This is a genomic window from Pseudomonas sp. TE31087, from assembly GCF_057284075.1.
In genome coordinates, this window is the sequence record NZ_JBXVNN010000001.1 from 2,529,397 (window position 1) to 2,542,867 (window position 13,471).

At 65.7% G+C, this 13,471-nt stretch carries 12 protein-coding genes; 3 read left to right on the forward strand and 9 right to left on the reverse strand.

What is annotated here, in order from left to right:
• Positions 1-65: 65 nt before the first annotated feature.
• The 6 genes from pepN to ACZ899_RS11280 are packed head-to-tail and all read right to left on the reverse strand — an operon-like array spanning position 66 to position 6,580.
• Entirely contained in the window at positions 66-2,723 is a 2,658-nt protein-coding gene (pepN, locus tag ACZ899_RS11255) for an aminopeptidase N (RefSeq protein ID WP_234561267.1), read from the reverse strand.
• A 13-nt stretch (positions 2,724-2,736) separates the two neighbouring features.
• The gene (locus ACZ899_RS11260; protein ID WP_234561268.1) at positions 2,737-3,567 is read right to left on the reverse strand and encodes a DUF2797 domain-containing protein; all 831 of its coding nucleotides are present in this window, start codon (positions 3,565-3,567) and stop codon (positions 2,737-2,739) included.
• Positions 3,564-3,824: a YeaC family protein gene (locus tag ACZ899_RS11265; RefSeq protein ID WP_011532970.1), complete on the reverse strand. Its 261-nt coding sequence runs from the start codon at positions 3,822-3,824 to the stop codon at positions 3,564-3,566. The genes ACZ899_RS11260 and ACZ899_RS11265 overlap by 4 nt, the downstream gene beginning before the upstream one ends.
• Positions 3,825-3,837: 13 nt before the next feature.
• Complete coding sequence (locus ACZ899_RS11270; protein ID WP_234561269.1) at positions 3,838-4,722, reverse strand: rhomboid family intramembrane serine protease; 885 nt, start codon at positions 4,720-4,722, stop codon at positions 3,838-3,840.
• Positions 4,719-5,690, reverse strand: a complete 972-nt coding sequence (locus ACZ899_RS11275) for a metallophosphoesterase (protein ID WP_234561270.1) — start codon at positions 5,688-5,690, stop codon at positions 4,719-4,721. The genes ACZ899_RS11270 and ACZ899_RS11275 overlap by 4 nt, the downstream gene beginning before the upstream one ends.
• Positions 5,690-6,580 carry an NAD(+) kinase gene (locus ACZ899_RS11280; RefSeq protein WP_023632574.1) on the reverse strand — a complete coding sequence of 297 codons (891 nt, stop codon included), beginning with the start codon at positions 6,578-6,580 and terminating at the stop codon, positions 5,690-5,692. The genes ACZ899_RS11275 and ACZ899_RS11280 overlap by 1 nt, the downstream gene beginning before the upstream one ends.
• Positions 6,581-6,624: 44 nt before the next feature.
• On the opposite strand from ACZ899_RS11280, the gene ACZ899_RS11285 reads away from it, so the two are divergent.
• Complete coding sequence (locus tag ACZ899_RS11285) at positions 6,625-7,614, forward strand: DUF1853 family protein (protein WP_234561271.1); 990 nt, start codon at positions 6,625-6,627, stop codon at positions 7,612-7,614.
• A gap of 122 nt (positions 7,615-7,736) precedes the next feature.
• Entirely contained in the window at positions 7,737-8,282 is a 546-nt protein-coding gene (locus tag ACZ899_RS11290) for a cytochrome b (protein ID WP_050704781.1), read from the forward strand.
• Here ACZ899_RS11290 and ACZ899_RS11295 read toward each other — a convergent pair.
• The 3 genes from ACZ899_RS11295 to ACZ899_RS11305 all read right to left on the reverse strand — a co-directional run bounded on the left by ACZ899_RS11295 (position 8,273) and on the right by ACZ899_RS11305 (position 12,144).
• Positions 8,273-9,166: a 1-aminocyclopropane-1-carboxylate deaminase/D-cysteine desulfhydrase gene (locus ACZ899_RS11295; RefSeq protein WP_234561272.1), complete on the reverse strand. Its 894-nt coding sequence runs from the start codon at positions 9,164-9,166 to the stop codon at positions 8,273-8,275. The genes ACZ899_RS11290 and ACZ899_RS11295 overlap by 10 nt on opposite strands.
• A 9-nt stretch (positions 9,167-9,175) precedes the next feature.
• Positions 9,176-9,385, reverse strand: a complete 210-nt coding sequence (locus tag ACZ899_RS11300; RefSeq protein WP_234561273.1) for a hypothetical protein — start codon at positions 9,383-9,385, stop codon at positions 9,176-9,178.
• A gap of 722 nt (positions 9,386-10,107) precedes the next feature.
• Complete coding sequence (locus ACZ899_RS11305) at positions 10,108-12,144, reverse strand: NADPH-dependent 2,4-dienoyl-CoA reductase (RefSeq protein ID WP_234561274.1); 2,037 nt, start codon at positions 12,142-12,144, stop codon at positions 10,108-10,110.
• Between the two features lie 206 nt (positions 12,145-12,350).
• Here ACZ899_RS11305 and ACZ899_RS11310 point away from each other — a divergent pair, with 206 nt between their 5' ends.
• Positions 12,351-13,469 carry a nitrilase-related carbon-nitrogen hydrolase gene (locus ACZ899_RS11310; RefSeq protein ID WP_234561275.1) on the forward strand — a complete coding sequence of 373 codons (1,119 nt, stop codon included), beginning with the start codon at positions 12,351-12,353 and terminating at the stop codon, positions 13,467-13,469.
• Positions 13,470-13,471 lie beyond the last annotated feature (2 nt).

Consider the following 13,471-nt stretch of genomic DNA (forward strand, 5'->3'; position numbering starts at 1 on the left):
CGAGCGGGACGTTATGTTTTGTTAACCACAAGAACAATTGGGGCCGCTGCGCGGCCCCAGGGGTCTCAAGCGAGACTCTTGCTCACCACCTCATACACATCGCTGGACAGCGCCCCGGACGCGAGAATCCGCTCCAGCTCGCCCTTCATCAACGCCTGGCGCTTGTCGTCGTACTTGCGCCAGCGGGTCAGCGGTGCGAGCTGGCGCGAGGCGATCTGCGGATTCAGCGCGTTGAGCTCGATCACCAGGTCCGCCAGGAAGCGGTACCCCGAACCATCTGCGGCGTGGAAATTGACCAGGTTCTGCCCGGCGAAGGCGCCAACCAGCGCCCGCACCTTGTTCGGGTTCTTCAGGGTGAAGGCCGGGTGCTCCATCAACGCCTGGACCCGCGCCAGGCCGCCCGGCAAGGTGCTTGCCGCCTGTACGCTGAACCACTGATCCATGACCAGCGGGTTGTCCTTGAAGTGCTCGGCGAAGGCCTCCAGCGCCTTGGCCCGCTCGGGCTCGAACGGCGAGTTGACCAGCACCGCCAGGGCGGTGAGGCGCTCGGTCATGTTGTCGCACTGGTCGAACTGCTCCAGGGTCGCCTCCAGTACCTGCGGCTTACCACTGAGCATCAGGTAGGACAGGGCAATATTCTGCAGGCTGCGACGTGCGAAGTGCTCGGCCGAGGCCACATAGGCCGTCTTGCGCGACACCTCGCGGTTGGCCTGGTAGCGCGCCCACAGGGCGTCGAACAGCTGCTCGGCGATCTGCTGGCGGGCGAACTCGCGGGCGGCGTGGATCGCATCGACATCGGCCACCTGGCTGATCTCGGTGAGGTACGCCTCGCCCGGCAGCGAAAGCATCTCGGCGACCATGGCCGGGTCCAGCGCTTCGTTGCCCAGCACGGTGCCCAGGGCGGTGATCAGACGCTGGTCGAGCTTGAGCGCTTCACCACGCTGGTGCTGGCCAATCAGTTCCTGCAGTACCTGCACCGACAACTGCTGCCCCGCTTCCCAGCGGTTGAAGCCGTCGCTGTCATGCTGCATGAGGAACATCAGCTGGTCGCGGTCGTACGGGAAGCTCAGCTTGACCGGCGCGCTGAAGCCGCGCAGCAGCGACGGCAGCGGTTTAGCCTTGATCCCCTCGAAGGTGAAGGTCTGCTCGGCCTCGGTCACCGACAGCACACGGCTGCTGCCGCCGGCCTGCGCCTCGCCCACCAGGCGCAGCGGCAGGTCGTTGCCTTCGGCGTCCAGCAGGCCCAGGGCCACCGGGATCACGAACGGCAGCTTCTCGACCTTGTCCGGGGTCTGCGGGCAGCTCTGGCGGAAGGTCAGGCTGTAGGTCTGCGCGGCGCCGTCATAGGCCTCGCTGACCTCCAGGCGCGGCGTGCCGGCCTGACTGTACCAGCGCTTGAACTGGGTCAGGTCGACGCCGTTGGCGTCTTCCATGGCCTTGATGAAGTCGTCGGTGGTCACCGCCTGGCCGTCGTGACGCTCGAAGTACAGGTCGCTGCCCTTGCGGAAGCCCTCGGCGCCCAGCAGGGTGTGGACCATGCCCACGACCTCGGCGCCCTTCTCGTACACGGTCAGGGTGTAGAAGTTGGAGATCTCGATGAAGCTCGCCGGGCGCACCGGGTGGGCCATGGGGCCGGCATCCTCGGCGAACTGGTGGGTGCGCAGGTAGGCGACATCCTCGATGCGCTTGACCGTGCGCGAGTTCATGTCGGCGCTGAACTCGGCGTCGCGATACACCGTGAAGCCTTCCTTGAGCGACAGCTGGAACCAGTCGCGGCAGGTCACGCGGTTGCCCGACCAGTTGTGGAAGTACTCGTGGGCGACCACCCCCTCGACCCGCTGGTGGGCGGCGTCGGTGGCGGTCTCGGCGCGGGCCAGTACACAGCTGGAGTTGAAGATGTTCAGGCCCTTGTTTTCCATGGCGCCCATGTTGAAGTCGTTGACCGCGACGATCATGAAGATGTCCAGGTCGTACTCGCGACCGTAGACTTCCTCGTCCCAGCGCATCGACTTCTTCAGGCTGACCATGGCGTGGTCGCACTTGTCGAGGTTTTCCGGCTCGACATAGATGCGCAGGGTTACATCACGGCCTGACTGGCGAACGAACGTGTCTTCCTTGCACCAGAGGTCACCGGCCACCAAGGCGAACAGGTAGGCCGGCTTCTTGAACGGGTCTTCCCAGGTCGCCCAGTGGCGGCCGTCATCACCCGGACCGCTGCCGACCGGGTTGCCGTTGGACAACAGCACCGGATAGCGATGCTGCTCGGCGATCACCGTGGTGGTGAAGATGCTCATCACGTCCGGGCGGTCGAGGTAGTAGGTGATCTTGCGGAAGCCCTCGGCCTCGCACTGGGTGCAGAACATCTTGCCGGACTTGTACAGGCCTTCCAGCGCGGTATTGCTTTCCGGGTGGATCTTCACGCTGGTGTCCAGGGTGAAGCGCTCGCCCTTCGGCTGCACGGTGAGGCTGTCGTCGTCGAGCTGGTAGTCGTCGGCGCCCAGCGCCTGGTCGTCCAGCTGCACGCTCAGCAGCTCCAGGTGCTGGCCATCGAGCACCAGCGGCGGCAGGCCGGCGCCGCGCTCGGGGTTGCGGCGCATGACCAGCTGCGCATGGACCAGGCTGTGGTCCTCGAACAGTTCGAAGGTCAGGTGGGTCTCGTCGATCAGGTACTCGGGGGCCTGATAGTCCTTGAGGTAGATCACTTGCGGTTGTTCGGTACGCATGGTGACGATCCTTTTACTGGAGCACGGCCAGCTGGTAGGCCGTGTACTTGCGAATGTTGATCACGCCGGTGTCGAAGATCAGGTACTGGCCCTTGATGCCCAACAGTGTGCCTTCCACGACCGGGTCCTTGTCGAGGTTGAAGCTGACGATCTTTTTCGGGTAGGCCTCGACCGGGTAGCGCATCTGCACCACCTCGGCGTCGGGCAGCGGCTGGATGGCCTGCAACCCGAAGCGTTCCTGCAGGGCGCGGATGCCGTCGGCGCAGGCGTCGAAGATCTGTTCGCGGATGGCCGGCAGGTCGAGCACCTCGGCGTCGCCCTTGAGCAGCGCGCGCCAGTTGGTGCGGTCCGGCACCTGGCTGCGCAGCACGTCCTCGACCAGCCCGGATTGCTGGCGGGTGGCCACGCGCATGATCGGCAGCGCCTGGCTGGCGCCCTGGTCGAGCCAGCGGGTGGGCAGCTGGGTGGCACGGGTGATACCGACCTTGATGCCCGACGAGTTGGCCAGGTACACCACGTGGTCGGTCATGCAGAACTGCTCGCCCCACGAAGGCTCGCGGCAGGTGCCGGCGTCGTAGTGGCATTTCTCCGGGGCCATGATGCACACATCGCACTGGGCCAGCTTGGTCATGCACGGGTAGCAGTACCCCTGGCTGAAGCTGGTCTTGGTGCGCTTGCCGCAGTGGGTGCAGTGGATCGCGCCGAGGTACTCCAGGCGGATCGACTGGCCGATCAGCGGGTTGACCGGCACCTCGGCGTCATCCAGGCGGAAACTGTATTGAACGACCGGTGCGTCCAGGCGCACTGCCATCTTGCTCAAAGAGCCACGAGCGAGTTCGATCAATGTACCGAGTCCGACTTGAACAGGATGTTGGCGATCGGCGCCGACTTCGAGGCGCATTCCTGCGGGCCCATGTAGCCAGTGCGCTGCTCTTCGGGGAGGTTCTTCATCTCCCAGGCGATCACTGCCTGCAGCGACAGTTCCTTCTGCTCGGCGGTCAGCTTGCGGCCGTCGGACCATTTGCCGATTTCCACGGCCGTCTTCAGGCTCTCGTAGATCTCGGGGGTGATGTTTTCGATCATTTGCGCGAACGTGGACATGGTGTCTCCTCAGTCAGGCGGACAGTCTACGCCTGGCAAGCCATCCGCCCAAGAGGCCGGTCAGGCATCCGATGAGCAACCCGCCGACATGGGCGGCGTTGGCGATCTGGCCGAAGCCCAGTTGGCCAACCACGCCGCTCAGGCAGATCACCAGCCAGATCAGCATCATCACCAGCACGCCCTTGGGCAGGTTGAACTGCGGATTGGGCGCCAGCCACTGGTACAGCCAGACATGCCCGAGCAAGCCGTAGAGCACCCCGGACAGGCCACCGAACAAACTCGGGCCGCTGGTGAAATGCTGGGCCAGGTTGGATACCAGGCTGAACAGCAAGGTCAGCCCCAGCAGCATCCACGGCCCCTGGCGCAACTCGATGCGCTTGCCCAGTTCCCAGTACCACAGGCCGTTCATCGCCAGGTGCAACACGCCGAAGTGCAGTAGCATCGGCGACACCAGGCGCCACCATTGGCCTTCGGCCAGGCCCTGGAGCAACGGCGTGAAGTACAGGTAGTCGCCCTGCACCTTGAACGACAGGAAGGTGAACCAGCCGATGGTCGACAGGTTGTCGCCCAGGCCGGTTACCCCGGCGACCACCAGGCTCAGGATCAGCACCGCGGCAGTGACCTTGCAGGCCAGGGCCTGATCCTTCAGCGAAGGCGGCGCCGGGGCATTCGTCGGGCCGCCTTCCACAGGTTCGGGCAAGGCTTGCAGATCGGCATTGCCGTCAGGGAAACGCCGGTACAGCTCGAGCACATCCCCGGCCATGGCCGGCGGCGCCCACAGCACCTGCTCCTCGCCCTCCTCCACCACCCGGTGCGGCACCTGCAGGCGGCGCAGCAAGGCAACGAAACCACCGAGATCGACCGCCAGCGGCAGGCGCAGTACTTCGATCACGTTCATTGGCTGGCCTGCGGTCGGTCGACGTCGACCCAGACGAACTTGTGCGGGTCGATGCGGGTTTCGTCGTCCAGCCGGTAGGCCGCCAGCTTGCCGTAGAGCACGGCGCTGTAGTCCAGGCACGCCAGGTTGGCGCGAATCGGTGCCGGGCGCCCGCTGCGCCAGTAGTGGCCGACGAACAGCAGCGGCTCCTCCTCGTCGTAGCGCAGCAGGGCGTTCTTCTGGCTGTGGCTGAGGGGAGTGCGGGCCACCTCGTCGGGCAGCGCGTCGGGCTGGAAGACGATGTCGCCGTAGGTCTGCGGGTCTTCCTCCCAGAACTTGGTGCGGAAGAAGGCGCGGGTCAGGCCGTCGCCGCCGGTCAGCGTCAGGCCGTCCGGCAGGCGCATGTCGGTGCCGCGCAGCAGGCGGTTGCACACCGTGGCGGCGAAACTGCCGGACACCGCCGACGCCTGCACGAAGTGCTCGTCGATACGCCCCGTGGGGTACTGCTGGCGCAGCGGCTCGATCAGCCGCGGGTCCCAGCAGGCGTGCACCAGGCGAAAGCGCCCGGCGTCGACGAACAACGGCAGCTCATAGAACCACTGGATGAAATCGTGCCAGTCGCCAGGATGCTGGGCGAACTGGGTGAGGGTCTCGTCGATCAGCCGGGCATGGCGCGGGGTGTGCTCGCGCACGAAAGCCTTGCCGCTGCCGGGCAGTGCCGGGGTAACCCAACCCAGGGCGTTGTACTCATGGTTGCCCATGATGCAGAAGGCCTGGCCCGCCTCGACCATATCGTGGACGATGTGCAGCGCCTCGCGGATGCGCGGGCCGCGGTCGACGATATCGCCGAGGAACAGCGCCTGGCGCCGCGGGTGGCGCCAGACCCCGCCGACCCGCTTGTAGCCGAGCGCGTCGAGCAGGCGTTCGAGGGTGAGCGCACAACCATGCACGTCACCGATGATGTCGAAACTGCGCGCCGGATCGAGCATCAGTCGTCCCTGCCGCCCAGGCGGCTGCCCCAGCCGAGCTTGGTGCGGCAGACCTCGTAGTAGTTGTGGTCCAGCGGATGGATCAAGCGCAGCTTCTGCGGTTTCTTGCTCACCGTGATGGTGTCGCCGGGGGCGCAGGTGAAGTGGTTCTGGCCGTCACAGGAGACCTGCGGGTAGATCTGCAGGTCCTTGGACACGACGATCTTCAGCTCGCTGTTGCCGTCCACCACGATCGGCCGGCCCGACAGCGTGTGCGGGTACATCGGCACGATGACGATGGCGTCGAGCTTGGGGTGCATGATCGGGCCGCCGGCTGACAACGCATAGGCGGTGGAGCCGGTCGGGGTGGCGACGATCAGGCCATCGGCCTTCTGGCTGCAGACGAACTGGCCGTCGATGTAGATCTCGAACTCGATCATCCGCGTCGACTTGCCCGGGTGCAGCACCACATCGTTGAGCGCATCGCCCTGGCCGATGGCCTCGTGGTGGCGGCGTACCTCGGCTTGCAGCAGGAAGCGGTTCTCCACCAGGTAGTGGCCGTCGAGCACCTCGGCGACTTTCTCTTCCAGTTCATCGGGGCGGATGTCGGTCAGAAAGCCCAGGTTGCCGCGGTTGATCCCCAGTACCGGGATGTTGTGCCGGGCCAGGGCGCGGGCGGCGCCAAGCAGGCTGCCGTCGCCGCCGACCACGATGACCAGGTCGCAGACCTCGCCCAGCAGCTTGCGCGTGGAGGTCTGCAGGCCGTGGCCGGGCAGGACTTCGGCGATGGTGTCCTCGAGGATCACGTGCAGGTGGCGCTCGAGGAGGAATTTTTTCAGTCGGCGAATGGTGTCGAGCACCTGGGAGCTGCCAAGGCGTCCGATGATACCGATATTGCGAAATTGCTCCATGGTGCTCCTGCAAGGCTCTGCGGCGGGGTGACAATGCCGGGATTATGGGCGAAAGGACCGGCCAGCGGCAAACCGGCTATGCTCGCAGGATGATGCCCTTCGCCGACCTCGAGTCCCTGCCCCGCCAGCTGCGCCACCCTGCCGTGCGCGACCTGGCCTGGGCGCTGCTGTCGCCCCCGCTGCTGGCGCAGGCCGGCTGCCCCCAGCGCCACCCGCTGCAGGGCAGCGCCTGGGCCGATGATCCGCAGCGCCTGGGCCACTGGCTCGCGGCGCTCGACCAGGCGCCCAGGCCGCTGCTGAGCTGGCTGGCACGCCTGAACAGTCGGCGGCTGGGCCTGTACTACGAAAGCCTGTGGCAGTTCGCCCTGCAGCAGGCGCCGGGCATCGAGCTGCTGGCGGCCAACCTGGCGATCCGTGACGGCGGGCATACCCTGGGCGAGCTCGACCTGTTGCTACGCGACCGTGACGGCGATCATCACCTGGAGCTGGCCATCAAGCTCTACCTCGGCCCGCCTGCCGGCGATGGGCAGGACCCGGCGCACTGGCTCGGCCCCGGTTGCCACGACCGCCTCGGGACCAAGCTGGCGCACCTGGCCGGGCATCAACTGACGATTTCCGGCCAGCCCCATAGCCGTGCCGCGCTGGACGGGCTGGGAATCGCCGAGGTCGAGGCCCACCTGTGGCTCGGCGGCTATCTGTTCTATCCCTGGCCCGGGCATGCCGAGGCGCCTGTCGGCGCTCATCCGGCGCATTTGCGTGGGCGCTGGCTGCATCGGCGGGATTGGGCGGATTACCTCGCGACCTGCCCGCCCGGACGCTGGCAGCCGTTGCCCCGGCATGGGTGGCTCGCGCCAGCGCGGGTCGAAGCAGGCAGTTGTTGGGCGGTTGAGCAGTTCGACAGCTGGTTGCGAGGACTGGATGAGGTGGCCCCGGCGCAGTTGCTGGTCAGGCTTGAAGAGGCTGAAGACAGCGCCTGGCAGGAAGCCGAGCGGGTGTTCCTGGTGGCAGACAGCTGGCCGCACCTTACGAGGTGATGACTGAGTAGCACGAGACGTTCTTGCCTGCCCATATCAACACAATTTTTACACCGTACCCTTACGATGACAGCCAGGCGCCAGCAAGAGCGCCCTTTCCGACCTGATGACGAGGACCCACCATGGTTTCATCCACTCCCGCGGCCCATTACGCGCGGCTGTCGATCGCCCTGCACTGGCTGATGCTGGTGCTGCTGGCCGCCGTCTACGCCTGCATCGAACTGCGCGGCCTGTTCCCCAAGGGCAGCGCCGAACGCGACCTGATGAAAGACCTGCACTTCATGCTCGGGCTGACCGTGTTCGTGCTGGTCTGGCTGCGCCTGGCCCTGCGCCTGTCGCGCCCCACCCCGCCGATCGTGCCCAGGCCACCGGCCTGGCAGACGGGCCTGTCGCACCTGGTGCACCTGCTGCTGTACCTGATGATGATCGGCCTGCCGCTGGCCGGTTGGGCGATTCTCAGCGCCGCCGACAAGCCGATCCCGTTCTATGGCCTGGAGCTGCCGGCGATCGTCGCCCCCGATCCGGACCTGAGCAAGTTCATCAAGGGCTGGCACGAGCGCATCGGCAGTTGGGGCTACTGGCTGATCGGCCTGCACGCGCTGGCCGGGCTCTATCACCACTACGTGCGGCGCGACAACACGCTGCTGCGCATGCTGCCCTACAAGTAACCGCGTCGTCCCTGCAGGCCTCCGGTATGCAGGAACACCAGGCGGGTGCCGGGGGCGAAACGCCCGGCCTCGACCTGGTCGCGCAGGGCCAGCAGGGCCTTGCCGGTGTAGAGCGCCTCCAGCGGCATGCCGGTTTGCCGTTCGGTGTCGGCGATGAACGTCAGCAGCGCGTCGTCGATACGGGCAAAACCGCCACGGCTGGCGTCGTGCAGCTGGTAGCCCTGCACGCCCGCCAATGTTGCGACGGTTTCCGGCACGCCGTGGTCCAGGGGCACGGCCAGGGCACCATGGACCACATGCCTGCCCGCCTCCTCCAGCACCAGGCCCGCCAGGGTCGTGCCGGTTCCCGCCGCCAGCCACCAGGCGTCGTAGTCGGTCCAGCCGAGCGTTGCCAGTTGCGCCCGGCATTGCGCGGCGATCAACCCGCAGCCCTGGGCACCGGCCAGGCCGCCACCGCCTTCGGGGATACAGTGCCAACCTGGGTACCGGGCCTGCCAGGGCTGCCAGAAACCGGGCTCATGGCGGGCGCGGTAGCCGCCGAAACCGAGCCAGTGCAGTTCCATGCCCAGGGCTCGCAGGTCTAGCACCGTCGGTGTTTCCTGGGGGTGGCCACGCAGCAGGCCGGCGGTGGCGAAGCCGAAGCGCTTGCCGGCGGCCGCCAGGGCGTGGAGATGGTTGGAATGGTTGCCGCCCAGGCTGATCAGGCCCGGGGCATTGGCCTTGCGGGCCTGGATCAGGTAATGACGCAGCTTGAACCATTTGTTGCCGCTGATCAGCGGGTCGATCAGGTCCAGACGCAGGACCGCGGCTTCGATTCCCGCGTGGCGCAACCAAGGCAGGTCCAGGCGTTGCAGAGGGGCTTTGGGGAGAGAAAAATCAGACATGAAGGCAGTTTATCTGATCACGCAGATGCAGACGTGCTGCTCGTTGCCGTTGCCGTTGCCGTTGCCGTTGCCGTTGCCGTTGCCGTTGCCGTTGCCGTTGCCGATCAGGAGTCTATCCTCATACCTCGCTAGCGACAGCTGCGTCAGTCCAGGCGCCGCCCGTACTTTCGCGACTTCAGGAGGCCGAACGCAGGCCTTGCGGAGGGAGGTGACGGGCATGGATGCCCGTCAAGCGCTGGGGCCCAGGATGGGCCCTGCAGCGCGGTCCTCCCGGGAGCAAGGCCGGAGTGAGGGAACCCGGAGCGTAGCGGAGGGCCGGATGAATGGAGCGCAGCGTTTTTTGGTTACTTTTTGTCGCGTTTGACAAAAAGTGACTCGCCGTAAGGGCGAAAAGGTGACTATGCGTCATTATAGCAAATGAATGCGCTTACACCTGTTAAAACCCACGCCGATCGCATTTGACTTTGACTTTGACTTTTAGAGTCATGTGTTTTGAAAGTTATATGCGCATTCATTTGCGATGGTGACGCATAGTCACCTTTCCGCCCTTACGGCGGGTAACTTTTTGAAGGATCAAAAAGTCACCAAAAAATCCTCGCTCCATTCATCCGGCCCCTACGCTTCGCTCCGGGGTCCCCTCGCTCCGTTCTTGCTCCCGGGAGGACCGCGCTGAACGCCCCATCCTGGGGCGCAGCGCTTGACGGGCATCCATGCCCGTCACCTCCCTTCGCAAGAACTCCGCTCGGCCTCCTGAAGTCGCAATTGGCGTTGCCTGAACTATCGCGCACTTAGAAGCAAGATCAAGATCAACAGACATGGAGTAAGTGTAGACTACTGGCAATGTTTCTTCAGTTACAACCACTCGCTGACAAGCTAACCTCCACAGAAAAGGTGTATTACCACCTCAACTGTGGAAGTTGGCTCACCAACGATTCAAACAATCACAGTTCCGCCGCCAACCTCGACCCTTGGTTAATCGCCCGTTTGGCATCCAGCTCGGCCGCCACATCAGCGCCTCCGATCAGGTGTACCGACTGCCCGGCCGCAACAAGGCCATCATGCAACTCACGCAGCGGATCCTGCCCCGCGCAGACTACGATGTTGTCCACCGCCAGCAACTGCGGCTCGCCCTCGCCAACCCGCAGATGCAGGCCAGCATCGTCCACGCTCAGGTATTCGACGCTGTTGAGCATCTGCACCTGCTTGTTCTTCAGCCCCGTGCGATGAATCCAGCCGGTGGTCTTGCCCAGGCCGTCGCCGACCTTGGTTTTCTTGCGCTGCAACAGGTACACCTGGCGCGCCGGCGCATGAGGCTCGGCCTTGACCCCGGCCACACCACCACGGGCCTGCAAACGCGTATCGATGCCCCACTCCTTCCAGAACGCCTCACGGTCCTGGCTGGTGGCCACGCCTTTGTGCACCAGATACTCGGACACATCGAAACCAATGCCACCGGCACCGATCACCGCCACCCGCTCGCCCACCGGCTTGCGCTCCAGCAGCACGTCCAGGTAGCTCAGCACCTTGGCATTGTCGATCCCAGGAATTGCCGGCGTACGCGGGGCGATGCCGGTGGCCAGGATGACCTCGTCGAACCCGCCGGCCACCAGCGCGGCCACATCGACACGGGTATTCAGGCGCAGGTCGACACCCGTGGACTTCACCTTGTTGCGGAAGTAACGCAGGGTCTCGTAGAACTCCTCCTTGCCCGGCACGCGCTTGGCCACGTTGAACTGCCCACCGATCTCACCGGCGGCATCGAACAACGTCACTTCATGACCGCGTTCGGCGGCCACGGTCGCGGCTGCCAGGCCCGCAGGGCCAGCGCCGACCACCGCGATGCGCTTGACCGCCAGTACCGGCAGGTAGTTGAGTTCGGTCTCATGGCAGGCTCGCGGGTTGACCAGGCAGCTGGTCAGCTTGCCGCCGAAAGTGTGGTCCAGGCAGGCCTGGTTGCAGCCGATGCAAGTGTTGATCTCGTCGCCACGACCTTCAGCGGCCTTGTTGACGAAATCCGGGTCGGCCAGGAACGGCCGGGCCATCGAGACCATGTCGGCATCGCCTTCGGCCAGCACCGCCTCGGCCACCTCCGGGGTGTTGATGCGGTTGGTGGTGATCAGCGGGATCTTCACCGCGCCACGCAGCTTGGCGGTGACCTTGCTGAACGCCGCGCGCGGCACCTTGGTGGCGATGGTCGGGATGCGCGCCTCATGCCAGCCGATACCGGTGTTGATCAGCGTGGCGCCGGCCTGCTCGATGGCCTTGGCCAGCAGCTCGATCTCGTCCCAGGTGCTGCCACCCTCGACCAGGTCAAGCATCGACAGGCGGAAGATGATGATGAAGTTCGGCCCCACCGCTTCACGCACCCGGCTCACGATCTCCACCGCCAGGCGCATGCGGTTCTCGTAGCTGCCGCCCCAGCGATCGGTGCGGTGGTTGGTGTGGGCGGCGAGGAACTGGTTGATGAAGTAGCCTTCCGAACCCATGATCTCGACGCCGTCGTAGCCGGCGCGCTGGGCCAGGCTTGCGCAGGTGACGAAGTCGCGGATCTGCTTCTCGATGCCCTCCTCGTCCAGCTCCCTGGGCTTGAACGGGTTGATCGGCGCCTGGATGGCGCTGGGCGCCACCTGTTTCGGGCTGTAGGCATAGCGTCCGGCATGCAGGATCTGCAGGCAGATCTTGCCACCGGCGGCATGCACCGCCTCGGTGACGATCCGGTGCTTGTCGGCCTCTTCCTCGGTGCTGAGCTTGGCCGCGCCCGAATACACGCCGCCTTCGTCGTTCGGCGCAATGCCACCGGTGACCATCAGCCCGACGCCGCCACGGGCACGCTCGGCAAAGTAGGCAGCCATGCGCTCGAAGCCGCCCGGGCGCTCCTCGAGGCCGGTGTGCATCGAGCCCATCAGGGTGCGGTTGCGCAAGGTGGTGAAGCCCAGGTCGAGAGGGGCCAGCAGGTGCGGGTAACGGTCGGTAGCCATGGATGGACTCCACAGGTGGCGTGATCACGGAATGCGGGCACCTCTACCAGCGCTCTACAGCAGCGCAGCGGGACCCGTCGTTTGTCTGAGGACGACATTAAACAGGCGTTTGAACCCGCTCAATGATCGAAACTGACAACTTATTGATCCTGCTGCACAGCAGGACTACCCTAGGGCACTCCTTCTGCACAACGCTGGACCGCTCCATGCGAAAACTGCTAGCCGGCGCCCTGGCGCTGGTCACCCTTGCCGCCCTCTGCGGCTACGGCTTCTGGACCCTGCAGCGCCCGGAGGGTCATTACTTGTCCGACCTGCGCATCGAACTGGCCCTCAACCAGGGCGTGCCGGGCGAGCACGGCAACCTGCTGGGGGTCGAGCCGCTGCTGTATCCGGGGGACTACCAGAACCTCACGCGCCTGCACCGCAAGCTCTCGGCCTACCTGGAACAGGCCCGCGCCCAGGGCCTGGTCAACCCGCGCACCGTGGTGGTGTTGCCGGAGCATATCGGCACCTGGCTGTGGGCCCGGGGCGAGAAGCGCGAGCTGTACCAGGTCACCCAGCGCAACGAGGCATGGCAGTGGCTGGAGCTGAGCAACCCGCTGCGCTACGGCCTGGCGATGCTGGCCGCCAGCGGCGATGATCGCCGCTCGGACGCCCATCTGCGCATGAAGGCCGCGCAGATGGCCGCCGACTACCAGCAGGTGTTCGGCAACCTGGCCCGGGAGTTCGGCGTCACCCTGGTCGCCGGCTCCATCATTCTGCCCGCGCCCTATGTGGAGAACGGCGTGCTGCGCACCGGCAACGGTCCGCTGTACAACAGCAGCCTGGTGTTCGCCAGCGACGGTTCGGTGCTCGGGCAACCCCAGCACCAGCAGTACCCCGACAGCGAAAGCCGGCGCTACATCCACGACGGCCAGCAGCATCCGCTGCAGGTGCTGCAGACTCCCGCCGGACGCCTGGGCGTGCTGATCGGCAGCGACAGCTGGTACCCCGCCAACTACCGGCAACTGGCCGCGCAATCGGTGCAACTGGTTGCCAACCCGGTGTTCCTCAGTGGCAAGCAGAGCTGGCAGGCGCCCTGGCGTGGCAACCGCCACCAGGCCCAGGCCGCCGACCTGCCCCTGCGCCGCGGCGCAGTGAGCGAACAGCGCGCCTGGCAGCAACTGCCGCTGGCCGCCAACGCCGGCACCCCGAGCATGAGCGTGTTCATGCGTGGTCAGTTCTGGGAGCTGGGCAGCGATGGGCAGGGCTTTGCCAGCCAGGGTGGCACGCTGTGGGTCGGCAACGACAGCCACGGCGCGCGCCTGCTCAACCTGTGGCTGTGACG